This window comes from Streptomyces sp. NPDC057963, assembly GCF_042887155.1.
Classification (GTDB): domain Bacteria; phylum Actinomycetota; class Actinomycetes; order Streptomycetales; family Streptomycetaceae; genus Streptomyces.
Genome location: NZ_JBHVPX010000014.1, coordinates 163,859 through 188,998 on the forward strand (window position 1 = coordinate 163,859; position 25,140 = coordinate 188,998).

Here is a 25,140-nt window from a genome sequence, read left to right on the forward strand (position 1 = left end):
GAGATGCACTGTAGTAACAAGCCCCCGTTGTGTAGCGGCCTAGCACGCTGCCCTCTCACGGCAGTAGCGCCGGTTCGAATCCGGTCGGGGGTACAACAGCACGGCAGACAAAGGCCCTTCACCTCGGTGAAGGGCCTTTCTGTGTGTCCGTCAGAGTCCGTACCGCCGGGCCGACTCCTCCTCCTGGGCCATCCTGCGCAGCGACATCAGCAGCGGCTCGTAGAGCACGGCCGACGCGACCGCCACCTCCACCTGCTCCGCCTCCGTGGGGTACGTCTCCATCATGTCCAGGTCCTGGACGGCGACTTGACGCATGAGGCGGGCCTGTTCGGTCAGGTACTCGGCGTCGCAGGGATAGCCGAGGCGGATGAGGGCCGCCACCGACGACACCAGTGCGCGATGGGCGGGGGACAGGGAACCGAGTTCCTGCGAGGTCGCCCAGCCGAGCCGGTCCAGGAGCCGCTCGACCTCCTCGCGGGCGGCCGCCGTCTCCGGTGCCTCCTCGTCCGGATCCGGGCCGTGCGGGAGCGACCACAGCGCGGCGCCCAGACGGATCGTCCGTCCCAGGGACTCGTCGTCGACCTGGGAGAGGACCTCGCGGGCCGTGGCCACGGGGAGGCGGCCGACCTGGATCAGCGCCCGCACCAGGCGCAGCCGGCGCAGATGGCCCTCGTCGTACTCGGCCTGCGTCGCGCTGACCCGGTGGCCCGGCCGCAGCAGCCCTTCGCGCAGGTAGTACTTGATCGTCGCGGTCTTGACGCCGCTCTTCTCGCTCAGTTCCGAGAGTCGCATGTTCCGTGCCTTCCCTTGCGCCACCCCTTGGGCAGTGCCACTATCCCATCATTGGATAGCGGCACTCTCCAAGAAGGGAACGGGCTATGGGCATGTTCGCGAAGCCGATTCCGGGGCGGACAACCGCCGGGGCCGAGGGGGAGGTGGTCGTTCTCCTGATCGGGATGCGCATCAACCACTTCCGGGGCGTGCACCACTGGCTGCCCGTGCTCGCCGCGATGCCGCGCATGCTGCGGGAGTTGAGCAGGGACAGGAGCCGCGGGCTGCTCGGCTACACCCTGCTGTCCGGCTCGCCGCGGACGTACTACGTCGTCCAGTACTGGGAGTCGAGGGAGAAGCTGTACGCGTACGCGAGCGCTCCCGACATGTTCCACCGCAAGGCGTGGGCGTCGATCAACCGCAAGGAGAAGAAGTCCCGGCAGCACGTGGGGCTGTGGCACGAGACGTACATAGTGCCCGAGGGCGGTTACGAATCGATCTACGCCGACATGCCGCCCTACGGGCTGGCCGCGGTGACCGGCGTACTGCCGATCGACGGGCGGGGCCGCCGGGCCGCGGACCGTCTGGCGCACCGCTCGTCCGCAGGGCGGGGTTCCGAGGGGTGACGCTGCGCGGGGTGCGGTTCTGAGAGGGGGCCGCCACGACGCTGGGGCGGCCGGGAAGGGGCCGGGACTGGTCAGCCGTTGCGCCGCAGGGCCTCGCTCAGCCGCGCCGCCGAGTCGATGACCGCCTGGGCGTGCATCCGGCCCGGGTGCCGGGTCAGCCGCTCGATCGGTCCGGAGACCGAGACGGCGGCGACCACCCGGTTCGAGGGGCCGCGCACCGGGGCCGAGACAGAGGCCACGCCCGGCTCGCGCTCGCCGATCGACTGGGCCCAGCCCCTGCGCCGTACGCCCGAGAGCGCCGTCGCCGTGAAACGGGCGCCCTGGAGGCCGCGGTGCAGGCGCTCCGGCTCCTCCCAGGCCATCAGGATCTGCGCCGACGAGCCGGCCTTCATGGTGAGCGTGGAACCGACCGGCACGGTGTCCCGCAGGCCGGACAGCCGCTCCGCCGCCGCCACGCAGATCCGCATGTCGCCCTGGCGCCGGTAGAGCTGCGCGCTCTCGCCGGTGATGTCGCGAAGGTGCGTGAGCACCGGTCCCGCCGTGGCCAGCAGGCGGTCCTCGCCGGCCGCCGCCGCGAGTTCGGCGAGCCGGGGGCCGAGGATGAAACGGCCCTGCATGTCCCTCGCCACCATGCGGTGGTGTTCCAGTGCCACGGCCAGCCGATGGGCCGTGGGTCGTGCGAGCCCGGTCGCCGCGACCAGCCCGGCGAGGGTGGCCGGACCGGACTCCAGGGCGCTCAATACCAGAGCCGCCTTGTCGAGAACGCCGACGCCGCTAGAGTTGTCCATACGACGATACTCCCGTCTCACTCTGTGAAACGCAAGTTCAATTTTCGGCGGAAGTTGCGAACCTGTACGGGCGGCCACACAACGGCCCGTAGCCACCGCCCCGCACGGGGGTCCGGACGGCGGCGCACCAATCTCTAGTTGGGCCGGCGAAGACGCCGGCCGGAGGGAAAGCGATGGGTAGGACACTCGCGGAGAAGGTCTGGGACGACCATGTCGTCCGGCGCGCCGAAGGTGAGCCCGACCTCCTCTTCATCGATCTGCACCTGCTGCACGAGGTGACCAGCCCCCAGGCATTCGACGGCCTCCGGCAGGCCGGACGCCGGGTGCGGCGCCTCGACCTCACCATCGCCACCGAGGATCACAACACCCCGACCATCGACATCGACAAGCCGATCGCCGACCCGGTCTCCCGCGCCCAGTTGGAGACCCTGCGCAAGAACTGCGCGGAGTTCGGCGTACGGCTGCACCCGCTGGGCGACGTCGAGCAGGGCGTCGTGCATGTGGTCGGCCCGCAGCTGGGGCTGACCCAGCCCGGCACCACGGTCGTCTGCGGCGACTCCCACACGTCCACGCACGGCGCCTTCGGCGCGCTGGCGTTCGGCATCGGCACCAGCCAGGTCGAGCACGTCCTGGCCACCCAGACGCTGCCGCTGGCCCGCCCGAAGACCATGGCGATCACCATCGACGGCGAACTGCCCGACGGTGTCACGGCCAAGGACCTGATCCTCGCGATCATCGCCCGGATCGGCACCGGTGGCGGCCAGGGCTACATCCTCGAATACCGCGGCCCGGCCGTCGAGAAGCTCTCGATGGAAGCCCGGATGACCATCTGCAACATGTCGATCGAGGCCGGCGCCCGAGCGGGCATGATCGCTCCGGACGAGACCACCTTCGACTACCTGAGGGGCCGCGACCACGCGCCGCAGGGCGAGGACTGGGACGCGGCCGTCGCGTACTGGAAGACGCTGCGCACCGACGACGACGCGGTCTTCGACGCCGAGGTCGTCATCGAAGCCGCCGAGCTGGCGCCGTTCGTCACCTGGGGCACCAATCCCGGCCAGGGCGCTCCCCTGTCGGCCAGCGTCCCCGACCCGGCTTCGTACGAGGACGCCTCGGAGCGGAACGCCGCCGAAAAGGCGCTGGAATACATGGGGTTGACCGCCGGCCAGCCGCTGCGCGACATCGACGTGGACACCGTCTTCGTAGGCTCCTGCACCAACGGCCGGATCGAGGACCTGCGGAACGCGGCCGCGATCCTGGACGGCCGCAAAGTCGCCGACGGCGTACGGATGCTGGTCGTCCCTGGCTCGGTCCGGGTCGCTCTGCAGGCGGTGGAGGAGGGCCTGGACAAGGTCTTCACCGCCGCGGGCGCCGAATGGCGGCACGCGGGCTGCTCGATGTGCCTCGGCATGAACCCCGACCAGCTGGCCCCCGGTGAGCGCTCCGCCTCCACCTCGAACCGCAACTTCGAGGGCCGGCAGGGCAAGGGCGGCCGCACGCACCTGGTCTCCCCGCAGGTCGCCGCCGCCACCGCCGTGCTGGGCCACCTGGCCTCGCCGGCCGACCTGTCCGACGCCCGTACGCCCGCCGGAGTCTGAGAACCATGGAAGCTTTCACCACACACACCGGCCGGGCCGTCCCGCTGCGCCGCAGCAACGTCGACACCGACCAGATCATCCCCGCCCACTGGCTGAAGAAGGTCACCCGCGACGGCTTCGAGGACGGCCTCTTCGAGGCCTGGCGCAAGGACGAGAACTTCGTCCTCAACCGCCCCGAGCGCAGCGGCGCCACGGTGCTGGTCGCCGGTCCCGACTTCGGCACCGGATCGTCCCGCGAACACGCCGTGTGGGCGCTGCAGAACTACGGCTTCAAGGCCGTCGTCTCCTCCCGGTTCGCCGACATCTTCCGCGGCAACTCGCTGAAGAACGGGCTGTTGACCGTCGTGCTCGACCAGAAGGTCGTCGACGCGCTCTGGGAGCTGACCGAGGCCGACCCGACGGCCGAGATCACCGTCGACCTGGAGACCCGCCAGGTCCGCGCCGAGGGCATCACGGCCGACTTCGAGCTCGACGAGAACGCCCGCTGGCGGCTGCTGAACGGGCTGGACGACATCAGCCTCACCCTTCAGAACGAAGCGGACATCGCGACTTACGAGGCCGCGAGGCCGAGCTTCAAGCCACGTACAATTAACGCCTGAGCAGCGCGTTTCCAGGACTGCGCCCCCTACCTTCTGGTAGGGGGCGCAGTCGCTTGTTGAGACCCCGTCGGGCGACAACTCGCCCCAGATGGCACAATCGGTGCATGGAACGCGACAGCCAACTCAAGCTTTACGGCCAAGTCGCCGACCGTTTGAAGGAAGCGCACACAAGAGTGCGCGCACTGCAAGTCCCGGAGGGCGTAAGGATGGCGCTGTCCCGGAAGCTGTTGGTCATCACGGCCGCGGCTAAGCACGATCTTCCGGATGCGGCAAGGCGTCTGGACCGGTTGATGAAGGACCTCGATGAGGGCCGATTCCCCGAAGGTGACTGACTCTGCGGAACTGCGCAGCGGTCGACTTCGTTGCGGCACTAGGGTGATTAGCCCGTTTCGTGTTTGATTTGCGGTATATATCTGCCTAACGTGCGAAAACGCTTGAACACTTTCGTTCTGGCAATGTCTCCGAAGGGGAAGACGTGAACAAGGCGCAGCTCGTAGAAGCGATTGCCGACAAGGTCGGCGGCCGTCAGCAGGCCGCGGACGCCGTTGACGCGGTGCTCGACGCGATCGTCCGTGCGGTTGTCGCGGGAGACCGTGTCTCGGTCACCGGCTTCGGCTCGTTCGAGAAGGTCGACCGCCCCGCCCGCTACGCCCGCAACCCGCAGACGGGCGAGCGGGTGCGGGTCAAGAAGACCTCGGTTCCCCGTTTCCGTGCGGGCCAGGGCTTCAAGGACCTGGTGAGCGGCTCGAAGAAGCTCCCCAAGGGCGAGGTGGCCGTGAAGAAGGCGCCCAAGGGCAGCCTCTCGGGCGGTGCTTCCACCCGTACGACGACCAAGGCGGCCGCCAAGAAGGCCACCGCGAAGAAGGCCGTGGCGAAGAAGGCCACCGCCAGGAAGGCCACGACCGCGGCGAAGACCACCGCGGCCAAGAAGACCACCGCCAAGAAGGCCGCTCCGGCGGCGAAGAAGACCACGACGGCGGCGAAGAAGGCCACCGCGGCGGCGGCGAAGAAGACGACGGCCGCCAAGAAGACCGCGCCCGCCAAGAAGGCCACGGCGAAGAAGGCGCCCGCGAAGAAGACCACGGCGCGCAAGACCACGGCGAAGAAGGCCACTGCACGGAAGAAGTGAGGCCGAGCAGCGCAGGGCTACTCACACGCGCCGGGCCGGGCTCCCCTCGGGGAGCCCGGCCCGCGGGCTGTTGTGGGCCGGGGACGCGCGGCCGTTCAGAACGTCTGCAGGGTCACCAGGGTGATCCGCAGATCCGCACCCTCGCCGACGCCCTCGATCCGCACCCGCTGCCCCGGGCGCAGCAGCCGCAGCCCGCCCGCGTCGAAGGCCCGGGCGTCGAATTCCACCGGGGTCCCGTCGTCGAGCAGCACACTGCCGGTGCGGGTCTCGGGGTCGTACGTGTACGAGGTCGCCTGCATGTGCGGCAGCCTATCGGTCCGTCCCGGGGCGCGCCGGGGCGTCCGCCGCCCAGCGCCCCGACGTGTGCGGGCCGGTACCCAGGACCAGCGCCGCTCGCAGGTCGTCGCCGGTGTCCACGTCCTGGCGGACCGAATCGATGCCGGTCAGCGTGATTTCCACGGCGCCGGAGTCCAGATGCCGGGCCCGGGAAGGGCCGCCGAAAGCCGGGCGCAATTCCACTCCCGGTGCGGCCGACAGAAATGTTGTTCCGATTCCTGCCGCATCGGTGACAAATGCCCGGGGAAATTCGGCGGAAAAATCGAGTACCCGGGCCAATTCCGCGGGGCGCAGCGCGGGCAGATCCGCGTTGAGCGCGGCGAGGGCCGCCCCGGGCCGCCCGGTCCTTACGGTCCGCTCGCCGTGTGCCAGGGCGGCGTTGAGTCCGCGATCCGGTTCGTCGGGCACGATGCGCGCCCCGAGGGCGGCGAGAACCGCCCCGGCCTCCGTGTCGTCCGTGACGACCACCACATCCCGGACCGCCCGGCAGGACAGGGCGGCGGCCACGGTGTCCCGGGCGAACGCGAGGGCGAGCCGCGGGCGCAGCTCGGCGCCCGTCGTGGGCGTGAGCCTGCTCTTGGCCCGCGCCAAGGGCTTCAACGGGACGACCAGGGTCCAAGGACCGGTCGGGTCGGTGTTCGTGGCGATCTCCCCCTCGATGCGCGTCGCCGCTTATTCTCGCCTGCCGGTGCGAGAACCCGGAGGTACGGTCCCGAAAGCGGGGCGTACGGTGTTCTCGACAGAGCAGGGGCCTGGGGCGAGACTTGACCGTCGGTAGCCAGGCAGCAGTCAGGTCCTTAGAGGAAGGTGTCCGAGTGTCCCGCCGCAGAATCGGCTTCTGGTACCGCCTGGCGGCGGTGATCGCAAAACCGCCGCTGGTGGTTCTGTTCAAGCGTGACTGGCGGGGAATGGAAAACATCCCGGACGACGGCGGATTCATCACTGCGGTCAATCACAACTCGTATCTGGACCCGCTTTCCTACGGACACTTCCAGTACAACACCGGACGCGTGCCGCGGCTCCTCGCGAAAGCCGGCCTCTTCAAGACCCCCTTTGTCGGAATGATGCTGCGCGGCACCGGGCAGATCCCCGTGTACCGCGAGACGACCAACGCGCTGGACGCCTTCCGGGCCGCCGTCGACGCCATCGGGCGCGGTGAATGCGTCGCCTTCTACCCGGAGGGCACTCTCACCCGCGATCCCGACATGTGGCCGATGGCCGGCAAGACCGGTGCCGCCCGCGTCGCGTTGATGACGAAGGCCCCGGTCATCCCGGTCGCCCAGTGGGGCGCCAACCTCGCGATGCCGCCGTACGCCAAGGAGAACAAGTTCCGGCTCTTCCCCCGCAAGACCCTCCAGGTGCAGGCCGGACCGCCCGTCGACCTCTCCGGCTTCTACGACAGGGAGCCGACGCCCGACGTCCTGCGCGAGGCGACCGAGGTCATTATGGCCGCGGTGACCGCGCAGCTGGAGATCGTACGGGGCGAGAAGGCCCCAGCGGAGCCGTACGACCACCGCAAGGCCCGTGCAGAACAGCGGCGCAAGGCCGAAGGAAAGGGACCCAAGTGACGCACCCCGCGAAGGCAGCGGTCTTCGGAACCGGCTCATGGGGTACGGCCTTCGGCGTGGTACTCGCCGACGCCGGCTGCGAGGTCACCCTCTGGGGCCGCCGCGCCGAGGTCGCCGAGGCCGTCAACACGACCCGTACCAACCCGGACTATCTGCCGGGAATTGAACTCCCCGCGTCGATCCGGGCCACCACCGACGCCGCCGAGGCGCTGCACGGCGCCGACTACGCCGTATTCGTGGTGCCCTCGCAGACGCTGCGCGCCAATCTCGCCGACTGGGCCCCGCACCTCGGCTCCGACACCGTCCTCGTCTCGCTGATGAAGGGGGTCGAACTCGGCACCGCGAAGCGGATGAGCGAGGTCATCGAGGACGTGACCAAGGTCTCCCCGGACCGCGTCGCCGTCATCACCGGCCCCAACCTGGCCAAGGAGATCGCCGAACGCCGCCCCGCCGCGGCCGTGGTCGCCTGCCAGGACGAGTCCGTGGCCCGGCGCCTCCAGACCGCCTGCCACACCTCGTACTTCCGCCCGTACACCAACACCGACGTCGTCGGCTGCGAACTGGGCGGCGCGGTCAAGAACGTCATCGGTCTCGCCGTCGGCATCGCCGACGGCATGGGTCTCGGCGACAACGCGAAGGGCTCGCTCATCACCCGGGGCCTCGCCGAGACGACCCGGCTCGGCCTCGCCATGGGCGCCGACCCGCTGACCTTCTCCGGACTCGCGGGCCTCGGCGACCTGGTGGCGACCTGCTCCTCGCCGCTCTCGCGCAACCACACCTTCGGCACCAACCTCGGCCGCGGAATGACGCTCCAGGAGACGATCGCGGTCACCAAGCAGACCGCCGAGGGCGTCAAGTCCTGTGAATCGGTGCTCGATCTGGCACGCAGGCACGGCGTCGACATGCCGATCACCGAGACGGTCGTCGGCATCGTGCACGAGGGCAAGCCGCCGATGGTCGCGCTGGGTGAGCTGATGTCGCGCAGCGCGAAGCCCGAGCGGCGCTGACGACAGGCCCGGGGAGCGCGCGGGGCGGTGATCGTTCACGGTCGCCGCTCCACCGGCCCCGGCCGCGCTGACGCGCGGGGTACCAGCAGGTACGCTCAACGCGATATGAGCAGCGAGAACCTCCCCCAGAGCCCGGAGCAGCAGCTCCGCAAGCCGCGTGTGGCCGTCGTGTTCGGCGGCCGCAGCTCCGAACACGGCATCTCGGTCGTCACGGCGGGCGCCGTCCTGAACGCCATCGACCGGACGAAGTACGACGTCCTGCCGATCGGCATCACGAAGGACGGCCGCTGGGCGCTCACCGCCGACGAGCCCGAACGCATGGGCATCACGGACCGGAAGATGCCGGACGTGGCCCAGCTGGCCGAGTCCACCGAGGGCGGCGTGGTGCTCTCCGTCGACCCCGGCAGCCGTGAAGTGGTGTACAGCGAGCCCGGCTCCGTACCCAAGGCGCTCGGCGACGTCGACGTCGTCTTCCCGGTGCTGCACGGCCCGTACGGCGAGGACGGCACCCTGCAGGGGCTCCTGGAGCTCTCCGGTGTGCCGTACGTCGGCGCGGGGGTGCTCGCCTCGGCGGTCGGCCAGGACAAGGAGTACATGAAGCGGGTCTTCACCTCGTTCGGGCTGCCGGTCGGCCCGTACGCCGTGGTCCGCCCCCGCGAGTGGGAGGCGGACCCCTCCGCCGTCCGCAAGCGCATCGTGGACTTCGCCGGCGACCACGGCTGGCCGCTCTTCGTCAAGCCCGCCCGGGCCGGCTCGTCCATCGGCATCACCAAGGTCGACGACCTCTCCGGTCTCGACGAGGCGATCGAGGAGGCCCGCCGCCACGACCCCAAGTTCCTGGTGGAGTCGCTGCTGCGGGGCCGCGAGATCGAGTGCGGGGTGCTGGAGTTCGAGGACGGTCCGCGCGCCAGCGTGCCGGCCGAGATCCCGCCGGTGACCTCGCACGACTTCTACGACTTCGAGGCCAAGTACATCGATTCGGCCTCCGGGATCGTGCCCGCCCCGCTCACCGGCGAGCAGACGGCCGAGGTCCAGCGGCTGGCGGTCGACGCCTTCGAGGCCGTGTCCTGCGAGGGCCTGGTGCGGGCCGACTTCTTCCTCACCGAGGACGGCGGCTTCGTGATCAACGAGATCAACACCCTGCCGGGCTTCACCCCGATCTCCATGTACCCGCGGATGTGGCAGGAGAGCGGCGTCAGCTACCAGGAGCTGGTGGACCGGCTGATCCAGGCCGCGCTGAACCGGCCGACCGGCCTGCGCTGAGCCGAGCCCCGCGCCGTAGGGCGTGCACTCCGCTACCGGAGTGCACGCCCTACAGGCTGCTGGGCACCGTCTTCGCGATCACCGGACCGAACGCCGCCAACGGGCTGGCGTCGTGCGCGTACGCCGTGGAGAGACTCACCTCGACGTACGCCTTGCGGTAGGTCGTCGTGAAGCGCGGACCGGCGTCTTCCGGCTGCTCCAGCATCCAGTCGACGCCGTCCGCCTCGGTCCCCTTCGCCATGGGGTCGTCCATCTTGGCGGGCCGGGGGACACCGCAGCGCAGTACGATCGCTCCGTCCCCCCACTGGGCGGTCAGCTCGGACTTCGGCCCGGTGTCACCGCGGTCGAGTCCGGCAACGGTCTTCGGCAGCTCCTTGTGCAGCGCGCGGCAGTAGGCTGCGGCTTCTCCGGACGGCGCGGGAACCGTGACCGACACCGCGGCGTCCGTCGAGGAGCAGCCCGTCGCGGCCAGCAGCAGCGCGGCGGCAGACGTACCGAGAAGCAGGGGATGGCCGAACCGGCGGCGCGATGATGTCACCGGCCCAGCGTAGACGGGGACTACAGATGAACGACCGGGCAGGTCAGGGTTCGGGTGATGCCTTCCACTTGCTGGACCTTGGCGACCACCATGCGGCCGAGTTCGTCGACCGTGTCGGCCTGGGCGCGCACGATCACGTCGTAGGGGCCTGTGACGTCCTCTGCCTGGATCACTCCCGCAACTCTGGCGATGGTCTCGGCGACGGTCGACGCCTTGCCCACCTCGGTCTGAATAAGGATGTACGCCTGTACCACGGAACCTCCAGGGCGGCCACGAGGATCATGTGGGGGATGGGAAAGGGACGCCACGTTATCGCGTTGCCGCGAGCCGCGGGGAGACCTACGGGGTGGTTGCCGTCCACAGCGTGGCGCGCGTACAGCACAGGTTGACGTATCTCTTGACAGTACCGACAGCAGAGAAGGCCCGCGACCGCGAGCGCAGCGGAGCGAAAGGGGGACGCCCATGGCGAGGGGAACCGGTGCAGACTGCTCCCTGCGGCGGCGGCCGGTCCGTGATCCGGACCCGCGGCCGCTGAGGCAGCCCGGACGCATGTCCGGCGCGATAGATGAGAGGTGAGACTCGGTGAAGGGAACCGTGGGCGAGTTGGGGGAGTTCGGGCTCATCAAGGAGCTGACTTCCCGGCTCACCACCACTCCGGCGGTACGGCTCGGCCCCGGCGACGACGCCGCGGTCGTGTCCGCTCCCGACCGCAGGGTCGTGGCCAGTACGGACATCCTGCTGGAGGGACGGCACTTCCGCCGCGACTGGTCGACCGCGTACGACGTCGGCCGCAAGGCCGCCGCCCAGAACCTCGCCGACATCGCCGCCATGGGCGCCGTGCCCACCGCGCTGCTGCTCGGCCTGGTCGTCCCCGCCGAACTCCCGGTCACCTGGGCCGGCGAGCTGATGGACGGCATCCGTGACGAGTGCCAGGTCGCCGGAGCGGCCGTGGTCGGCGGCGATGTCGTGGGCGGTGAGACGATCACCGTCGCGATCACCGCGCTCGGGGATCTGCGCAACCACGAACCGGTCACCCGGTCCGGCGCCCAGCCCGGCGACGTCGTCGCCGTCACCGGCTGGCTCGGCTGGTCCGCCGCCGGTTACGCCGTGCTCTCCCGCGGATTCCGTTCGCCCCGCGCCTTCGTCGAGGCCCACCGGCGCCCCGAACCGCCCTACCACGCGGGCCCCGCCGCCGCCGGACTCGGCGCCACCGCGATGACGGACGTGAGCGACGGACTCGTCGCCGATCTCGGTCACATCGCCGAGGCCAGCAAGGTACGGATCGATCTCCGCTCCGGACTGATCGACATCCCCTCGCAGATGTCCGACATCGGTCAGGCCGTGGGCGTCGACCCGCTGCAGTGGGTGCTGACCGGCGGAGAGGACCACGCGATCGTCGCCACCTTCCCGCCGGACGTGAAACTGCCCGCCCGCTGGAGGGTGATCGGCGAAGTCCTCAATGCCTCGGCGCTGCCGCAGGTGACGGTCGACGGGGCGCCCTGGACCAGGAAGAGCGGGTGGGACCACTTCGGGGACATCGAGGACGCCCAGTAGATTTCGGGTATGCCTCTGTCTGCTGCTGTACCCGCCCGTGTGCTCACCGTCGCCGGATCCGACTCCGGCGGCGGTGCGGGCATCCAGGCCGATCTGAAGACGATGCTGGCGCTCGGCGTGCACGGAATGAGCGTGCTGACCGCCGTCACCGCCCAGAACTCGCTGGGTGTGCAGGGCGCCTGGGAACTGCCCGTCGAGGCCGTACGCGCCCAGTACCGCAGCGTGGTGGACGACATCGGTGTGCAGGCGGTCAAGACCGGCATGCTGGCCTCGGCCGCCCTCGTGGAGACCGTGGCCGAACTCCTCGCGGGCACCGCGGCCCCGGTCGTCGTGGACCCGGTCGGGATCTCCAAGCACGGCGATCCGCTGCTGGCCGCCGAGGCGCTCGATTCCGTACGGACGAAACTCCTTCCGGTCGCCACGGTCGCCACCCCGAACCTGGACGAGGTGACGCAGCTCACCGGCGTGAGCGTCACGGACGAGACCGGAATGCGGCACGCCGCCACCGGGGTACTGGCCTTCGGACCGCGTTGGGTCGTCGTCAAGGGCGGGCACCTGCCGGGCGAGCCCGTCGATCTGCTGACGGACGGCACCGAGGAGCACTGGCTGCGAGCCCCGAGGCACGGCAACCGGCACACCCACGGCACCGGGTGCACGCTCGCCTCGGCGATCGCCTGCGGACTGGCCCTGGGCCAGGACGTACCAACGGCGGTACGGGGTGCGAAGGCGTACGTCACCGGGGCGATCACGGCGGGATTCCCGCTGGGCGCCGGGATCGGCCCCGTCGACCACGGCTGGCGGACGCGCACCGGCTGAGGGCCCCGGAGCGCAGCAAAAAGCCGGTCCACCGAGATGGACCGGCTTTTTGGGCAACCGGAAGGCTGCGCTACGACGGGAACGTCAGCGCGCGACCTTGCCGGCCTTGATGCACGAGGTGCAGACGTTGAGCCGCTTCGGCGTCCGACCGACCACGGCACGCACGCGCTGGATGTTGGGATTCCAGCGACGGGACGTACGGCGGTGCGAGTGCGAAATGTTGTTGCCGAAGCCCGGCCCCTTGCCGCAGACGTCGCAGTTGGCAGCCACGGGTCACTCCAAAGACTTCAGGTGCACTTACAGTGAATTCCGGCGCGCCGGAATCATGTGACTGAAGTGGCGGCACCGGAGGAATGGCCCGATTTTCATCGGGCAACCGAAGCAGCATACAACGACCGCGTCGGTGGAACGAAACTACCATGGGTTCCGCCGCCCCCCGTCCCGCCCCTGTCCCCGCCGGACCCGGCGCGCGGGGACTACTCTGCGGTGCAGCCGGCCGGCCACGGCCGATTTCGAGGAGGACCGACAGGTGCCGCAGACCGCCGACGAGATGGACGCCGTCGCGGTGCGTACCTGGTGCTCACTGGCCCTGGAGGCACTGGGCCGGGAGCGCGAGGCGATCGACGCGATCAACGTGTACCCCGTCGCCGACGGGGACACCGGTACGAACCTCTACCTGACTGTCGAGTCCGCGACCCAGGCCGTCGAAGCCGTCTTCGCCGCCCACGAGACCGGCACCACCGTGCCCGTCGCCGCCGACGCGGTGCGGGCCATGGCGCACGGAGCGCTGATCGGTGCCCGCGGGAACTCCGGCACGATCCTGGCCCAGTTGCTGCGCGGAATGGCCGGGGTACTGGCCGACGGGCACGACGCGGACCACCTGCGCCGGGCACTCACCGGAGCCGCCGCGGCCGCCCGGCAGGCCGTGGCCCACCCCGTCGAGGGCACCGTCCTCACGGTGGCCGCCGCAGCCGCCGAGGCTGCCGGGCGCACGGCGGACGAGGCCGGAACCGCGGCGGTCGCACAGGCGGCGTACGAGGGGGCGCGGACGGCCCTGGAAGCGACCCCCGGACAACTCGCCGTCCTCGGGCGGGCGGGCGTCGTGGACGCCGGGGGGCGGGGCCTGGTCACGGTGCTCGGGGCGCTCGTCGAAGCGGTCTCCGGGCGGGCCCCCGAGCACGTGTACGCGGGCGGGCCCGCGCCCGCGTTTCTGGTCCCTGTGCCGGAGGACTGCGGGGCGGGCGGACCGGCCTTCGAGGTCATCTACCTGCTGGAGGCCGCGGACGACGCCGTGGACCGGCTGCGGACCAGGCTCGACGGACTCGGCGACTCCCTGGTGGTGGTGGGCGGCGACGGGCTGTGGAACATCCACGTGCATGTCGACGACGCGGGTGCGGCGGTGGAGGCCGGCGTCGAGGCGGGGCGGCCGTACCGCATCCGGATCACCCACTTCGGCGCCGACCGGGTGCACCCCCCCACCGAGCCCGTGCAGCGTGCGGTCGTCGTGGTGGTTCCCGGCGACGGGCTCCGCGGCCTGTGCAAGGAGGCCGGGGCGACAACGGTGCTGGCACGTCCCGGGGAGCCGCCCGCCAGCGGCGAACTCGTCGACGCGATCCGCCGGGCACACGCCCGCGAGGTGGTACTGCTGCCCAACGACGCCGAGTTGCGGCACACCGCGGCCGCCGCCGCCGAACAGGCCCGCGCGGAGGGGGTCAGGGTCGCGCTGGTCCCGACCCGGGCCGCGGTCCAGGGCATTGCGGCCCTCGCCGTCCACGAACCCGACCGCAGCTTCGACGAGGACGTGGTGGCGATGACCGCCGCGGCCGGCGCCACCCGCTACGCCGAACTGGCTGTCGCCGAGCGGCAGTCCTGGACCATGGCGGGCATCTGCCAGGCCGGCGACGTCCTCGGCCTGATCGACGGCGACGTCGCGGTCATCGGCGAGGACGTGCCGGGAACGGCCCGCAACGTGCTGGACCGCATGCTCGCGGCGGGCGGCGAGCTGGTCACCCTGGTCCTCGGCGAGGACGTCCCCGACAGCCTCGCGGACGCGCTGGAGGAGCACGTACGCGAGGGCTATCTGGCGGTCGACACAGTGGTGTACCGGGGCGGCCACCAGCGTGCTCCGCTGCTGATCGGGGTGGAGTAGGGCGGCACGGCCGCACCCGCCGGACGGTCCTCGGCCGCCTCGCCCGCCCGCACGTCGTACGGCAGGAGCGGGCCGAAGTCACGGGCGCACCACTCCACGGGCGGCGCACCGGGCGTACGCGCCGACCGGCCGCCCCCGGATCCCGGCCGCGACGGCGAAGCACGCCGGCCGCCCGATACCGCACCGGCCGAGGAACTCGGTACGCGTGCGTGGCGACGGTTCCGACCGGGGGATTCCGGTGTTCCGGGTGGTGCCCGCCGGACATCTGTCAGTGGTGTGGTGTGCAATGGATCGCGTGTCTGCGTTCGACGAACCACTCAAGAAGCTGCTCGGCGGAGCCACCGCGAAGGTGATGGCCGACCACCTCGACCTGCACACGGTCGGTGATCTGCTCCACCACTACCCGCGGCGGTACGAGGAGCGCGGCCGGCTGACGGCGTTGACCGACCTCCCGCTGGACGAGCACGTGACGGTGGTCGCCCAGGTCGCCGACGCCCGCATCGTGATGTTCAACAACGGCCGCGGCAAGCGCCTCGAAGTGGCCCTCACCGACGGCAGCGGCCGGCTCCAGCTCGTCTTCTTCGGCCATGGCGTCCACAAGCCGCACAAGGAGCTGCTGCCGGGCCGGCGGGCGATGTTCGCGGGCAAGGTCTCCGTCTTCAACCGGAAGATGCAGCTGGCCCACCCCACCTACCAGCTGCTGGATGCCGAGTCCATCGACGGGGCCGAGGCCACGGAAGCGGTGGACGCCTTCGCCGGGCGGCTGCTGCCGATCTATCCGGCCTGCAAGCAGCTGGACTCGTGGCGGATCGCCAAGGCCGTCGACACCGTGCTGCCCAGCGCGCAGGAGGCCGTCGACCCATTGCCGCCGAGTCTGCGCGAGGGGCGCGGGTTCACCCCGCTCCCGGAAGCGCTGCTGAAGGTCCACCGCCCGCAGACCAAGGCGGACATCGCCCAGGCCAGGGACCGGCTGAAATGGGACGAGGCCTTCGTCCTCCAGGTCGCCCTGGCCCGCCGCAGGTACGCGGACACCCAGCTCCCGGCGGTGGCCCGCCGCCCCCGGCCCGGCGGACTGCTCGACGCCTTCGACGCCAAGCTGCCGTTCACCCTCACCGAAGGGCAGCGGAAGGTCTCCAAGGAGATCTTCGACGACCTGGCGACCGAGCACCCCATGCACCGGCTCCTCCAGGGCGAGGTCGGTTCCGGCAAGACGATGGTCGCGCTGCGCGCGATGCTCGGCGTCGTCGACGCGGGCGGGCAGGCCGCCATGCTCGCGCCCACCGAAGTGCTCGCCCAGCAGCACCACCGCTCCATCACCGAGATGATGGGCGAGCTGGCCGACCAGTGGGGACTGTGGCGCGAAGCGCCCCCTCAGGAGGGACAGCACTCGGGCGACGGGCGGACGCCCGGCGGTTCTGGGCAGGGCACGAAGGTGGTGCTGCTCACCGGCTCCATGGGCGTCGCGGCCCGCCGGCAGGCGCTGCTCGACCTCGTCACCGGTGAGGCCGGAATCGTGATCGGCACACACGCGCTGATCGAGGACAAGGTGCAGTTCCACGACCTGGGCCTGGTCGTCGTCGACGAGCAGCACCGCTTCGGTGTGGAGCAGCGCGACGCCCTGCGCTCCAAGGGGAAGCAGCCGCCGCACCTGCTGGTCATGACCGCGACGCCCATTCCCCGTACGGTCGCCATGACCGTCTTCGGCGACCTGGAGACCTCCGTACTGGACCAGCTCCCGGCCGGCCGCTCGCCGATCGCCAGCCATGTCGTACCCGCCAAGGACAAACCGCACTTCCTCGCCCGTGCCTGGGAACGGGTCCGGGAAGAAGTGGAGAGCGGGCACCAGGCGTATGTGGTCTGCCCCCGCATCGGCGACGATGCCGAGGACGAGGCGGCGGGCCGGAAGGGGAAGAAGGCGCCCGAGGAGGACGGCGAGAAGCGCCCGCCGCTCGCCGTCCTGGAGATCGCCGAACAGCTCGCCAAGGGCCCGCTCTCCGGCCTGCGCATCGAGATGCTGCACGGCAGGATGAATCCCGACGACAAGGACGACGTGATGCGCCGCTTCGCCGCGGGCGGTGTCGACGTCCTCGTCGCCACCACCGTCATCGAGGTCGGGGTCAACGTCCCCAACGCCACCGCCGTGGTGATCATGGACGCCGACCGGTTCGGCGTCTCCCAGCTGCACCAGCTGCGCGGCCGGGTCGGGCGCGGCTCCGCCCCCGGACTGTGCCTGCTGGTCAGCGAGGCCCACGAGGCGAGTCCGGCCCGTGCCCGCCTGTCCGCGGTCGCCGCCACCCTCGACGGCTTCGAGCTGTCCCGGATCGACCTCGAACAGCGCCGCGAGGGCGATGTCCTCGGCCAGGCCCAGTCCGGGGTCCGCTCCTCGCTGCGGATGCTCACCGTCATCGACGACGAGGAGGTCATCGCCGCCGCCCGCGAGGAGGCCGTGACGGTCGTCGCCGCCGACCCGGAGCTGGAGCACCTGCCCGAGCTGCGGATCGCCCTGGACGCGTTGCTCGACAAGGAGCGCGAACAGTATCTGGACAAGGGATGACGAGGGTGGACGGGTGCACGGGCCCGATCCGCCGCGACCCCATATCGTGGATGCCACGGCGCCGCAGCACCCTGCGGGCCACCCACGAACCGAGGACCAGACACCCATGACCCGCGTGATCGCCGGCTCGGCCGGCGGACGCCGCCTGGCAGTCCCGCCCGGCACCGGCACCCGCCCCACCTCCGACCGTGCGCGCGAGGGCCTCTTCTCCACCTGGGAAGCCCTCCTGGGCAGCCTCCACGGCACCCGTGTCGCGGACCTGTACGCGGGTTCCGGGGCCGTCGGCCTGGAGGCGCTCTCGCGCGGCGCCGCCCACGCCCTGCTCGTCGAGACCGACCCCGGGGCCGTCCGCACCGTCCGGGACAACGTCCGCACGCTCGGCCTGCCCGGGGCCGAGGTCCGTACCGGCAAAGCCGAACAGATCGTGACAGGACCGGCGCCCGCGGAGCCGTACGACGTGGTGTTCCTGGACCCGCCGTACGCCGTGACCGACGGCGATCTTGGCGAGATGCTGCTCACACTCCGTACCCAGGGGTGGCTCACAGCCGATGCACTCGTCACCGTGGAACGCAGCACCAGAGGCGGAGAATTCAGCTGGCCGGAGGGATTCGAGCCACTGCGGGCCCGTCGCTACGGCGAGGGAACGCTTTGGTACGGTCGCGCCGCCTCTACGTGCGAAGACGCACGATGACCGGACTGGAGAGCGAGGGAATGAAGTTGCGCCGCGCCGTCTGTCCGGGGTCATTCGACCCCATCACCAATGGACACCTCGACATCATTGGCCGCGCCTCGAAGCTGTACGACGTCGTACATGTCGCGGTGATGATCAACCAGTCCAAGAAGGGCCTCTTCACGGTCGACGAGCGCATCGACCTGATCCGTCAGGTCACCGCGGACTTCGGCAACGTCCAGGTCGAGTCCTTCCACGGCCTTCTGGTCGACTTCTGCAAGCAGCGCGACATCCCGGCGATCGTCAAGGGCCTGCGGGCCGTCAGCGACTTCGACTACGAGCTCCAGATGGCCCAGATGAACAACGGCCTCTCCGGCGTCGAAACGCTCTTCGTGCCGACCAATCCCACCTACAGCTTCCTGTCGTCCTCCCTGGTCAAGGAGGTCGCCACCTGGGGCGGCGACGTCTCCCACCTGCTGCCCCCGGTGGTCCACCGAGCCCTCGCCGAGCGTCTCGCCGAGCGCTGAATTCCTGACGGACCGTCACCAGGTGTCGGGCGGGCGCCGACTGGCCGTACAGTCGTCCCGTCCGTCTCCAATCGGCTGTAGAGAGTGGCGAGCACACGGTGGACGTGCAGAAGAAGCTCGACGAGATCGTCGAGGCGGTCGGGAGCGCCCGGTCCATGCCCATGTCGGCTTCGTGCGTGGTCAACCGCGCCGAGCTGCTCGCGATGCTCGAAGAGGTGCGCGAGGCCCTGCCCGGCTCGCTCGCCCACGCCCAGGAGCTCATCGGCGGGCACGAGCAGCTGGCCGAGCAGGCCCGTCAGGAGGCCGAGCGGATCATCGGGTCCGCGCACGCCGAACGCACCTCGCTGATCGCCGGAACCGAGGTCGCCATGCAGTCCCGCAGCGAGGCCGACCGCATCCTCTCCGAGGCCCGCCGGGAGGCCGATGAGGTCCGCGCCGATGCCGACGAGTACGTCGACAGCAAGCTCGCCAACTTCGAGGTCGTCCTCACCAAGACCATCGGCTCCGTCGACCGGGGCCGCGAGAAGCTCCTCGGCCGCGGCCAGGCCTTCGACGAGCAGGGATACGAGGACCCGGACTTCGCCGAGGCCCCCGAGCGCAGCACCGACCCGGCCACGCTCCAGCGCCGGGCCGACGAGTACGTGGACACCAAGCTCGGCGCCTTCGAGGCCGTGCTCGCCAAGACCCTGGAGGCGGTCGGCCGCGGCCGGCAGAAGCTGCACGGCCGGGTCGCCACCGACGAACTCGGTGCGCACATGGCCGCCCAGGACGCGGCGGGCAATCAGGGGCGCATGAGCGACGAGGACCACTGGGCCGGCCTCGCCGAGCTCGCCACCCCGGAGCCGCAGCCGGTGCACCAGCAGGCTCAGCCGCACTTCCCCGCACAGGCCCAGCCGAGCTACGCGGAGACGTACGCGTACCAGGAGCAGCCGCAGCAGGACGTCTACGGGTACCAGCAGCAGCCCGACCCCTACGCCGCCTATCAGCAGCAGGGATACGACCAGGCCCAGGCCCAGGCCCAGGGCCAGATCCCGGTCCAGGGGTACGACGGCTGGCAGCAGCAGCCCGTGCAGCAGCCCCAGCAGGCGCACCAGCCGCAGGGTGAGAGCGCCCTCGACGAGACCAGCCTGTTCGACACCAGCATGATCGACCTGGACCAGCTCCGCCGGTACGAGCAGGAGCGCTGACCGGCCGGGGCGGCGGCCCGGCCCCTGCGCCCGAGCGGAGTCGCGCCGGGGTGCGGCGGACCGGATTGGGAGCTGGGCGGCGCGTCCAGTATCCTGGCTCTTCGGTCGCGCGTAGGTCCGCGATCCCGGCTGCCCGTTTCGAATCCGAATCAGGGCAACCCTCCCCACGATGTGTGATGCACATGATTTCGAAAGCAGGAAAAGCCCTGAACGGCCACCTCGACCACCGAAACCCCCTCGTGTTCGACACGCACGAGCTGGGTCGGCGTCCCGGTGCCCTCCAGCGGCTGACCCGCTCGGTGGACGCACCTGGTGCGCCGTCCGTCCTCGGCATCGACGGGGTGATCGGTGTGCCGGAGGGCGCACCCGTGGAGCTGGACCTCCGTCTCGAATCGGTCATGGAAGGGGTGCTTGTCACAGGCACCGCCCGTGCGTCGGCCGAGGGGGAGTGCGTAAGGTGTCTGGAGCCGCTGCGCCAAGAGGTCGTGGCGGACTTCCAGGAGATGTTCTCGTACCCTGACGCCGATGACCGGGGCCGCAGCCACAAGGCGGAGCCGGCCGACGACGCCGAGGACGACGAGGACAGGCTCTTCATCGAGGACGGCTTGTTCGACCTCGAACCAGTGCTGCGCGATGCGGTGGTGCTCGCACTGCCGATGCAGCCGGTGTGCCGGGAGTCCTGCGCCGGTCTGTGTTCCGAATGCGGAATCAGGCTGGACGAGAATCCCGGTCATCACCACGATGCCGTCGACATCCGTTGGGCGGCATTGCAGGGACTCGCCGACACCGTTCAGGACGGCGAGAAGGACAACATGGGCGGCGCCGAAGCGGGCGTCGACGAGAAGCAGGAGAAGTAGCCGTGGCTGTTCCGAAGCGGAAGATGTCGCGCAGCAACACGCGCCACCGCCGGTCGCAGTGGAAGGCTGCGGTCCCCACCCTGGTTTCGTGCGAGCGTTGCCAGGAGCCGAAGCTGCAGCACATCGCGTGCCCCAGCTGCGGCACGTACAACAAGCGCCAGGTCCTCGAGGTCTGAGCGGCTGGTGAGAGGCCCGATGTCTGAGTTGTCCAGCGCCAAGAAGCAGGCAGACAACGTCAACACAGCCTCGTCCCACACGCTTCTGGAAGGGCGGCTCGGGTATCACCTCGAGTCCGCCCTTCTGGTGCGTGCGCTGACCCATCGCTCGTACGCGTACGAGAACGGCGGTCTGCCGACCAACGAGCGGCTCGAATTCCTCGGGGATTCGGTGCTCGGCCTGGTGGTCACGGACACGCTGTACCGCACCCACCCCGACCTGCCCGAAGGCCATCTGGCCAAGTTGCGGGCCGCGGTGGTCAACTCGCGTGCACTTGCGGAAGTGGGCCGCGGCCTCGAACTCGGCTCCTTCATCCGGCTCGGCCGCGGTGAAGAGGGCACGGGTGGCAGGGACAAGGCATCCATCCTCGCCGACACCCTTGAAGCGGTGATCGGCGCGGTCTATCTCGACCAGGGCCTCGGCGCGGCCTCGGAGCTGATCCACCGGCTCTTCGACCCGCTGATCGACAGGTCCTCCAACCTCGGTGCCGGCCTGGACTGGAAGACCAGCCTCCAGGAACTCACCGCGAGCGAGAGCCTCGGAGTCCCCGAGTACCTCGTCACGGAGACCGGCCCGGACCACGAGAAGACCTTTACTGCTGCTGCTCGCGTCGGTGGTGTCTCGTACGGCACCGGCACCGGCCGTAGCAAGAAGGAAGCGGAGCAGCAGGCGGCGGAGTCCGCCTGGCGCGAGATCAGCGCCGCCGCGGAGGCGCGGGTGGCTGCGGCGAAGGCCGCTGCCGACGGAGGGGCCGCCGACACCCCTGCCGACCCGCCGTCGTCCACGGACGTCGCTCCGGCCTGACCCGGAATCCCCTCGGTGCCCTGCGCACCGGGGGGATTTCTCTGCCCGGATACCCTGGAAGTCCCTGAGGAGCCACACCGTGCCCGAGCTGCCCGAGGTCGAAGTCGTACGGCGGGGACTCGAACGCTGGGTCACCGGCCGGACCGTCGCGGACGTAGAGGTGCTGCACCCGCGTGCGGTCCGCCGCCATCTCGCGGGCGGCGTGGACTTCGCGGCCCGGCTCGGCGGTGCCCGTTTCGGCCCGGCCATGCGCCGTGGCAAGTACCTCTGGGTGCCGCTGAACGACGCGTCCAGTTCGCTGCTGGGCCATCTCGGCATGAGCGGCCAGCTGCTCGTACAGCCGCAGGACGTCCCCGACGAGAAGCATCTGCGCATCCGGATCCGCTTCGAGGACTCCCTCGGGACCGAGCTGCGCTTCGTCGACCAGCGGACCTTCGGCGGGCTCTCGCTCCATGAATGCGCCGCCGACAGCACGGACGGGCTGCCCGACACCATCGCGCACATCGCCCGCGACCCCCTGGACCCGGCCTTCGACGACGCGGCGTTCCACGCGGCCCTGCGACTGCGCCGTACGACGATCAAGCGCGCCCTGCTCGACCAGTCGCTGATCAGCGGGGTCGGCAACATCTACGCGGACGAGGCGCTCTGGCGCGCCAGGCTGCACTACGACCGCCCGACCGCGACGCTGACCCGCCCCAAGTCGGCCGAGCTGCTGGGCCACGTCCGCGACGTGATGAGCGCGGCCCTCGACCAGGGCGGCACCAGCTTCGACAGCCTCTACGTCAATGTGAACGGCGAGTCCGGCTACTTCGACCGCTCCCTCGACGCGTACGGGCGAGAGGGAGAGCCCTGTCACCGCTGCGGTACGCCGATGCGCCGCCGGCCGTGGATGAACCGGTCCAGCTATTTCTGCCCGCGCTGCCAGCGGCCGCCGCGCACGGTTTCCTAAGGGCTGCCCCGTAGTCCCTGGTGGACCGGCGTGCGTGCCGGGCGTCGCGGGACAGGCGGGACTTTCACAGTCCTTGGGCCCGGACCTCCGGCCCCGGGTGGGCTCCGTCGTACCGGTCACGGGCCCGGAGCACCTCCGGCATCCGGCCCTCGACGAGCCCGATCAGCGCGAGCAGCCGCTCGGCGACCTGCCGGCCCAGGGGCGTCAGTTCGTAGTCGACGCGCGGCGGGTTGGTCGGCTGGGCCTCTCGGTGGACCAGGCCGTCCCGTTCCAGGGCGTGGAGCGTCTGCGAGAGCATCTTCTCGCTCACCCCGTCGACCCGGCGACGGAGCTCGTTGAAGCGGAAGCTGCCGTCGTACAGGGCTCCCAGCGTCAGACTGCCCCAGCGCCCCGTGACATGCTCCAGGGTTCCGCGTGAGGGGCACTGCCTGGAGAACACGTCGAAGGCGAGCGCGTCCAGACGGTTCTTCTCGTCCATGGCGACAGCGTACGCCCGCACAGCGCTCACTGCTGGGGTGCGCTTTCCCCGGGTGAGCGGTCGGCCGGCCACCGCTCAGAAGCCGAAGTCCTGGGTCCACCAGGGGCCGCCCGCGCCGAAGTGCACGCCGACGCCGAGCGTCTTGTAGTCGCAGTTGAGTATGTTCGCCCGGTGGCCCGCGCTGTTCATCCAGGAATCCATCACGGCCTGCGCGTCGGCCTGGCCGCGGGCGATGTTCTCGCCGCCGAGCCCCTGCACACCGGCCTTGGCGGCGCGGTCCCACGGGGTTCGGCCATCGGGGTCGGTGTGGTCGAAGAAGCCCCGGGCGGCCATGTCGTCGCTGAAGCCCTGGGCGAGCGAGGCCAATGAGGCGCTGGCCGTCACCGGGCTGCAGCCGGCCTTCGCGCGCTCCTGGTTGACCAGGGCGAGCACGGCGGCCTGGACGGAGGCGGCCGGGGCCGACGCCGCGGACCTGCGGGCGGCCGGAGCGGAGGAGGCGGGGGCCGTTGGCGCGGCCGGCGACTTTCCGGCCGCGGCCGGGGCGGCGCTCTGCCCGGCTTCCGCCGCGGCGGCCTTCGACGACACCGGCGACGAGGACGGCCCCGCCCGCCCGGCCGGCTCGGACGTCTTCGACGGGGAGGCGGAGGACGCGGAACCGGCGGGGGCCTTCGAGCCCGTCGGGCCGTCAGCCCGCCCGGCGCCGCGGTCGGCGGACGCGGTGGCCGAGCCGCCCCGGCTCAGCAGGTCCGGGACTCCCTCGGTACGCACCTGGTCGGCGGCCGCGCCACCGCCGACCGTGTGGGTGGAGCCGCCGGGCAGCAGCCCCGAGGCGACCGCGACGGCCCCCACGGCCAGGGCGGCGGAGACGCCGATCATTCCGGTACGCACCGGGGCCCCGGACCGCTTCCCGTGGCGCGCCCCCCGGTGCCGGCCCGGGTTCTCCACCGCGCGGTCCTGAACGGCAGGAGCTGCGGCGGAGCGTCCATGACGTCCCATCTGCTGAGCCCTTCTGACGGTCTGGACGCCGCTCTCGGCGTCGACATGATTCACCCGATGGGGTGAGGTTATTGCGACGGGACTGTACGCCATGGCCTCTGGACAGAAAGTGCTCCGAGGGCAATTGGCCGGTTAGCGTTCGGGCATGAACGAAGAGGTACGGCTCACCGCCTGGGTGCGCGGCCGAGTGCAGCAAGTAGGTTTCCGCTGGTTCACCAGGGCGAACGCTCTGGAGATCGGTGGCCTCACCGGCTTCGCCCTCAATCTCGACGACGGCAGGGTGCAGGTCGTCGCCGAGGGGCGGCGTGAGAATTGCCACCGTCTGCTGGAGTGGCTGCGCTCGGACGACACACCCGGGCGCGTTGACGGAGTCACTGAGATCTGGGACACCCCGCGCGGCGGCTACGACGGCTTCGGGATCCGCTGATCCGGGCCCGGTCCCGGGCCGCCCCGGGGGTTGTGTTCGGACTGTGTTCGATGGGCGGCACGGGGTGACGCGGCGGGGCGGTCATCCGCGTACACATGAAATGACCTGCGGAATGGCCGGGTGGTTGCCAAGATTCGGTTGGCGTGCCAGGCTGCGGCAGTAAGGATGATCTCCGCACCCCCGAGGGTCCCGCAGGAGAGTCGCGCCGCGTGATCGCCAGGCCGCGCGCCCCAGGGCCGCCCGCCTCTACAGGGCGTGATCGTGTTGACCGTCAAACTTTTTGGTGAGACGCTGAAATCCCCGCGCACCGCAGCTGTTCGGCAGAGCTGTTTGGCAGCAGAACAGCAGTGAGTACAGAGCACTGCCGAGCACCGCGGGTGCGATTCCCTCACGACCCACACCGCATCGGTCGGTCACTCAGTGTGGAGGACCATCCATCATGGCAAAGGCGCTTCTCGGTTACGTCGGCGGTTCCGACCCGCGACTCCTCGCCGAGATGCGACGGCTCCAGCAGCGTGTCCAGGACCTCGAATCCGAGCTCGTACGGATTCAGGACGAGAACGACGCGCTCAACGCCGCCGCCCAGCACCAAGAGTCGCTGCTCGACAGCATCGACATCGACGTACCTCAGGCGGAGCCGGCGCTGACCTGACCGATGGCCCTGGAGGCCGGTCGGGCTGAACGCGTCAGCCGTCCGAGATCATCACCCGGATCGTCGCCGGATCATTGAAGA

At 70.5% G+C, this 25,140-nt stretch carries 30 protein-coding genes and 1 tRNA gene; 22 read left to right on the top strand and 9 right to left on the bottom strand.

Annotated elements, in window-relative coordinates:
- Window positions 1–20: 20 nt before the first annotated feature.
- A tRNA-Glu gene (locus ACFVT1_RS29665) sits at window positions 21–93 on the top strand.
- A 57-nt stretch (window positions 94–150) separates the two neighbouring features.
- Here ACFVT1_RS29665 and ACFVT1_RS29670 read toward each other — a convergent pair.
- Window positions 151–792 (bottom strand): MerR family transcriptional regulator, encoded by a 642-nt coding sequence (locus ACFVT1_RS29670; protein ID WP_389800819.1) that lies wholly within the window; start codon window positions 790–792, stop codon window positions 151–153.
- A 92-nt stretch (window positions 793–884) separates the two neighbouring features.
- On the opposite strand from ACFVT1_RS29670, the gene ACFVT1_RS29675 reads away from it, so the two are divergent.
- A complete protein-coding gene (locus ACFVT1_RS29675; RefSeq protein ID WP_389800882.1) occupies window positions 885–1,397 on the top strand; it encodes a DUF4188 domain-containing protein in 513 nt (170 codons plus the stop codon).
- A gap of 71 nt (window positions 1,398–1,468) precedes the next feature.
- Here the strand turns inward: ACFVT1_RS29675 and ndgR are convergent, their stop codons facing one another.
- On the bottom strand, window positions 1,469–2,185 hold the full coding sequence (gene ndgR / locus ACFVT1_RS29680) for an IclR family transcriptional regulator NdgR (protein WP_030928691.1): 717 nt from the start codon (window positions 2,183–2,185) through the stop codon (window positions 1,469–1,471).
- A gap of 173 nt (window positions 2,186–2,358) precedes the next feature.
- Here ndgR and leuC point away from each other — a divergent pair, with 173 nt between their 5' ends.
- From leuC to ACFVT1_RS29700, 4 genes are all read left to right on the top strand, one after another.
- On the top strand, window positions 2,359–3,783 hold the full coding sequence (leuC, locus tag ACFVT1_RS29685) for a 3-isopropylmalate dehydratase large subunit (protein WP_389800821.1): 1,425 nt from the start codon (window positions 2,359–2,361) through the stop codon (window positions 3,781–3,783).
- A gap of 5 nt (window positions 3,784–3,788) precedes the next feature.
- Window positions 3,789–4,382 (top strand): 3-isopropylmalate dehydratase small subunit, encoded by a 594-nt coding sequence (leuD, locus tag ACFVT1_RS29690; RefSeq protein ID WP_362204014.1) that lies wholly within the window; start codon window positions 3,789–3,791, stop codon window positions 4,380–4,382.
- Between the two features lie 104 nt (window positions 4,383–4,486).
- Window positions 4,487–4,714, top strand: a complete 228-nt coding sequence (locus ACFVT1_RS29695) for a hypothetical protein (RefSeq protein WP_072487271.1) — start codon at window positions 4,487–4,489, stop codon at window positions 4,712–4,714.
- Window positions 4,715–4,857: 143 nt separating this feature from the next.
- Window positions 4,858–5,511, top strand: a complete 654-nt coding sequence (locus ACFVT1_RS29700; protein ID WP_389800823.1) for an HU family DNA-binding protein — start codon at window positions 4,858–4,860, stop codon at window positions 5,509–5,511.
- Window positions 5,512–5,606: 95 nt separating this feature from the next.
- Here the strand turns inward: ACFVT1_RS29700 and ACFVT1_RS29705 are convergent, their stop codons facing one another.
- Window positions 5,607–5,810, bottom strand: coding sequence for a hypothetical protein (locus ACFVT1_RS29705; protein WP_351074089.1), 204 nt, complete (start codon window positions 5,808–5,810; stop codon window positions 5,607–5,609).
- A 10-nt stretch (window positions 5,811–5,820) separates the two neighbouring features.
- Window positions 5,821–6,507, bottom strand: a complete 687-nt coding sequence (cofC, locus tag ACFVT1_RS29710; protein ID WP_389800884.1) for a 2-phospho-L-lactate guanylyltransferase — start codon at window positions 6,505–6,507, stop codon at window positions 5,821–5,823.
- A gap of 155 nt (window positions 6,508–6,662) precedes the next feature.
- Between cofC and ACFVT1_RS29715 the strand changes: the two genes are divergently transcribed.
- The 3 genes from ACFVT1_RS29715 (at window position 6,663) to ACFVT1_RS29725 (ending at window position 9,685) form a co-directional block, all read left to right on the top strand.
- Window positions 6,663–7,415 (top strand): lysophospholipid acyltransferase family protein, encoded by a 753-nt coding sequence (locus ACFVT1_RS29715; protein WP_389800825.1) that lies wholly within the window; start codon window positions 6,663–6,665, stop codon window positions 7,413–7,415.
- The gene (locus ACFVT1_RS29720) at window positions 7,412–8,422 is read left to right on the top strand and encodes an NAD(P)H-dependent glycerol-3-phosphate dehydrogenase (protein WP_362204027.1); all 1,011 of its coding nucleotides are present in this window, start codon (window positions 7,412–7,414) and stop codon (window positions 8,420–8,422) included. Before ACFVT1_RS29715 ends, ACFVT1_RS29720 begins: the two co-directional genes overlap by 4 nt.
- 105 nt (window positions 8,423–8,527) lie before the next feature.
- Complete coding sequence (locus tag ACFVT1_RS29725; RefSeq protein WP_389800827.1) at window positions 8,528–9,685, top strand: D-alanine--D-alanine ligase family protein; 1,158 nt, start codon at window positions 8,528–8,530, stop codon at window positions 9,683–9,685.
- Window positions 9,686–9,734: 49 nt separating this feature from the next.
- Here the strand turns inward: ACFVT1_RS29725 and ACFVT1_RS29730 are convergent, their stop codons facing one another.
- Window positions 9,735–10,223 carry a DUF3515 domain-containing protein gene (locus tag ACFVT1_RS29730; protein WP_389800829.1) on the bottom strand — a complete coding sequence of 163 codons (489 nt, stop codon included), beginning with the start codon at window positions 10,221–10,223 and terminating at the stop codon, window positions 9,735–9,737.
- Window positions 10,224–10,243: 20 nt separating this feature from the next.
- Window positions 10,244–10,477, bottom strand: a complete 234-nt coding sequence (locus ACFVT1_RS29735) for an Lrp/AsnC ligand binding domain-containing protein (RefSeq protein ID WP_362204036.1) — start codon at window positions 10,475–10,477, stop codon at window positions 10,244–10,246.
- A 328-nt stretch (window positions 10,478–10,805) separates the two neighbouring features.
- On the opposite strand from ACFVT1_RS29735, the gene ACFVT1_RS29740 reads away from it, so the two are divergent.
- Both ACFVT1_RS29740 and thiD read left to right on the top strand, forming a co-directional pair.
- Window positions 10,806–11,777: a thiamine-phosphate kinase gene (locus tag ACFVT1_RS29740; RefSeq protein WP_389800832.1), complete on the top strand. Its 972-nt coding sequence runs from the start codon at window positions 10,806–10,808 to the stop codon at window positions 11,775–11,777.
- A gap of 9 nt (window positions 11,778–11,786) precedes the next feature.
- Complete coding sequence (gene thiD / locus ACFVT1_RS29745) at window positions 11,787–12,593, top strand: bifunctional hydroxymethylpyrimidine kinase/phosphomethylpyrimidine kinase (protein WP_389800834.1); 807 nt, start codon at window positions 11,787–11,789, stop codon at window positions 12,591–12,593.
- 84 nt (window positions 12,594–12,677) lie between these two features.
- Here thiD and rpmB read toward each other — a convergent pair whose 3' ends face one another.
- Window positions 12,678–12,863 (bottom strand): 50S ribosomal protein L28, encoded by a 186-nt coding sequence (gene rpmB, locus ACFVT1_RS29750; RefSeq protein ID WP_030928661.1) that lies wholly within the window; start codon window positions 12,861–12,863, stop codon window positions 12,678–12,680.
- Between the two features lie 259 nt (window positions 12,864–13,122).
- Between rpmB and ACFVT1_RS29755 the strand changes: the two genes are divergently transcribed.
- The 9 genes from ACFVT1_RS29755 (at window position 13,123) to mutM (ending at window position 22,506) form a co-directional block, all read left to right on the top strand.
- Entirely contained in the window at window positions 13,123–14,742 is a 1,620-nt protein-coding gene (locus ACFVT1_RS29755; RefSeq protein WP_389800836.1) for a DAK2 domain-containing protein, read from the top strand.
- A 286-nt stretch (window positions 14,743–15,028) separates the two neighbouring features.
- Window positions 15,029–17,296 (top strand): ATP-dependent DNA helicase RecG, encoded by a 2,268-nt coding sequence (gene recG / locus ACFVT1_RS29760; RefSeq protein WP_389800838.1) that lies wholly within the window; start codon window positions 15,029–15,031, stop codon window positions 17,294–17,296.
- 106 nt (window positions 17,297–17,402) lie between these two features.
- Window positions 17,403–17,987, top strand: coding sequence for a 16S rRNA (guanine(966)-N(2))-methyltransferase RsmD (gene rsmD / locus ACFVT1_RS29765; RefSeq protein WP_362204051.1), 585 nt, complete (start codon window positions 17,403–17,405; stop codon window positions 17,985–17,987).
- Between the two features lie 26 nt (window positions 17,988–18,013).
- Complete coding sequence (gene coaD / locus ACFVT1_RS29770) at window positions 18,014–18,493, top strand: pantetheine-phosphate adenylyltransferase (protein ID WP_362204129.1); 480 nt, start codon at window positions 18,014–18,016, stop codon at window positions 18,491–18,493.
- 98 nt (window positions 18,494–18,591) lie between these two features.
- A complete protein-coding gene (locus ACFVT1_RS29775; protein ID WP_389800840.1) occupies window positions 18,592–19,680 on the top strand; it encodes a cell division initiation protein in 1,089 nt (362 codons plus the stop codon).
- Between the two features lie 182 nt (window positions 19,681–19,862).
- Complete coding sequence (locus ACFVT1_RS29780) at window positions 19,863–20,537, top strand: DUF177 domain-containing protein (RefSeq protein ID WP_362204057.1); 675 nt, start codon at window positions 19,863–19,865, stop codon at window positions 20,535–20,537.
- A 2-nt stretch (window positions 20,538–20,539) separates the two neighbouring features.
- Window positions 20,540–20,713, top strand: a complete 174-nt coding sequence (rpmF, locus tag ACFVT1_RS29785; RefSeq protein ID WP_003965982.1) for a 50S ribosomal protein L32 — start codon at window positions 20,540–20,542, stop codon at window positions 20,711–20,713.
- Between the two features lie 19 nt (window positions 20,714–20,732).
- Window positions 20,733–21,557, top strand: coding sequence for a ribonuclease III (rnc, locus tag ACFVT1_RS29790; protein ID WP_362204060.1), 825 nt, complete (start codon window positions 20,733–20,735; stop codon window positions 21,555–21,557).
- A 79-nt stretch (window positions 21,558–21,636) separates the two neighbouring features.
- The gene (gene mutM, locus ACFVT1_RS29795; protein WP_389800842.1) at window positions 21,637–22,506 is read left to right on the top strand and encodes a bifunctional DNA-formamidopyrimidine glycosylase/DNA-(apurinic or apyrimidinic site) lyase; all 870 of its coding nucleotides are present in this window, start codon (window positions 21,637–21,639) and stop codon (window positions 22,504–22,506) included.
- Between the two features lie 64 nt (window positions 22,507–22,570).
- On the opposite strand, the gene ACFVT1_RS29800 is transcribed toward mutM, so the two are convergent.
- On the bottom strand, window positions 22,571–22,984 hold the full coding sequence (locus ACFVT1_RS29800) for a winged helix-turn-helix transcriptional regulator (RefSeq protein ID WP_389800844.1): 414 nt from the start codon (window positions 22,982–22,984) through the stop codon (window positions 22,571–22,573).
- A gap of 75 nt (window positions 22,985–23,059) precedes the next feature.
- Window positions 23,060–23,980: a CAP domain-containing protein gene (locus ACFVT1_RS29805; RefSeq protein WP_389800846.1), complete on the bottom strand. Its 921-nt coding sequence runs from the start codon at window positions 23,978–23,980 to the stop codon at window positions 23,060–23,062.
- 145 nt (window positions 23,981–24,125) lie between these two features.
- On the opposite strand from ACFVT1_RS29805, the gene ACFVT1_RS29810 reads away from it, so the two are divergent.
- Window positions 24,126–24,407, top strand: a complete 282-nt coding sequence (locus ACFVT1_RS29810) for an acylphosphatase (protein ID WP_389800848.1) — start codon at window positions 24,126–24,128, stop codon at window positions 24,405–24,407.
- A gap of 439 nt (window positions 24,408–24,846) precedes the next feature.
- Window positions 24,847–25,059, top strand: coding sequence for a hypothetical protein (locus ACFVT1_RS29815; RefSeq protein ID WP_018551753.1), 213 nt, complete (start codon window positions 24,847–24,849; stop codon window positions 25,057–25,059).
- Window positions 25,060–25,140: the final 81 nt, after the last annotated feature.

Bases quoted from the DNA above. Each gene is read 5' to 3' on its own strand.
- ACFVT1_RS29670 (WP_389800819.1), bottom strand. From the start codon at position 792: ATGCGACTCTCGGAACTGAGCGAGAAGAGCGGCGTCAAGACCGCGACG.
- ACFVT1_RS29675 (WP_389800882.1), top strand. From the start codon at position 885: ATGTTCGCGAAGCCGATTCCGGGGCGGACAACCGCCGGGGCCGAGGGG.
- ndgR (WP_030928691.1), bottom strand. From the start codon at position 2,185: ATGGACAACTCTAGCGGCGTCGGCGTTCTCGACAAGGCGGCTCTGGTA.
- leuC (WP_389800821.1), top strand. From the start codon at position 2,359: ATGGGTAGGACACTCGCGGAGAAGGTCTGGGACGACCATGTCGTCCGG.
- leuD (WP_362204014.1), top strand. From the start codon at position 3,789: ATGGAAGCTTTCACCACACACACCGGCCGGGCCGTCCCGCTGCGCCGC.
- ACFVT1_RS29695 (WP_072487271.1), top strand. From the start codon at position 4,487: ATGGAACGCGACAGCCAACTCAAGCTTTACGGCCAAGTCGCCGACCGT.
- ACFVT1_RS29705 (WP_351074089.1), bottom strand. From the start codon at position 5,810: ATGCAGGCGACCTCGTACACGTACGACCCCGAGACCCGCACCGGCAGT.
- ACFVT1_RS29725 (WP_389800827.1), top strand. From the start codon at position 8,528: ATGAGCAGCGAGAACCTCCCCCAGAGCCCGGAGCAGCAGCTCCGCAAG.
- thiD (WP_389800834.1), top strand. From the start codon at position 11,787: ATGCCTCTGTCTGCTGCTGTACCCGCCCGTGTGCTCACCGTCGCCGGA.
- recG (WP_389800838.1), top strand. From the start codon at position 15,029: ATGGATCGCGTGTCTGCGTTCGACGAACCACTCAAGAAGCTGCTCGGC.
- rsmD (WP_362204051.1), top strand. From the start codon at position 17,403: ATGACCCGCGTGATCGCCGGCTCGGCCGGCGGACGCCGCCTGGCAGTC.
- ACFVT1_RS29780 (WP_362204057.1), top strand. From the start codon at position 19,863: ATGATTTCGAAAGCAGGAAAAGCCCTGAACGGCCACCTCGACCACCGA.
- rnc (WP_362204060.1), top strand. From the start codon at position 20,733: ATGTCTGAGTTGTCCAGCGCCAAGAAGCAGGCAGACAACGTCAACACA.
- ACFVT1_RS29800 (WP_389800844.1), bottom strand. From the start codon at position 22,984: ATGGACGAGAAGAACCGTCTGGACGCGCTCGCCTTCGACGTGTTCTCC.
- ACFVT1_RS29805 (WP_389800846.1), bottom strand. From the start codon at position 23,980: ATGGGACGTCATGGACGCTCCGCCGCAGCTCCTGCCGTTCAGGACCGC.
- ACFVT1_RS29810 (WP_389800848.1), top strand. From the start codon at position 24,126: ATGAACGAAGAGGTACGGCTCACCGCCTGGGTGCGCGGCCGAGTGCAG.
- ACFVT1_RS29815 (WP_018551753.1), top strand. From the start codon at position 24,847: ATGGCAAAGGCGCTTCTCGGTTACGTCGGCGGTTCCGACCCGCGACTC.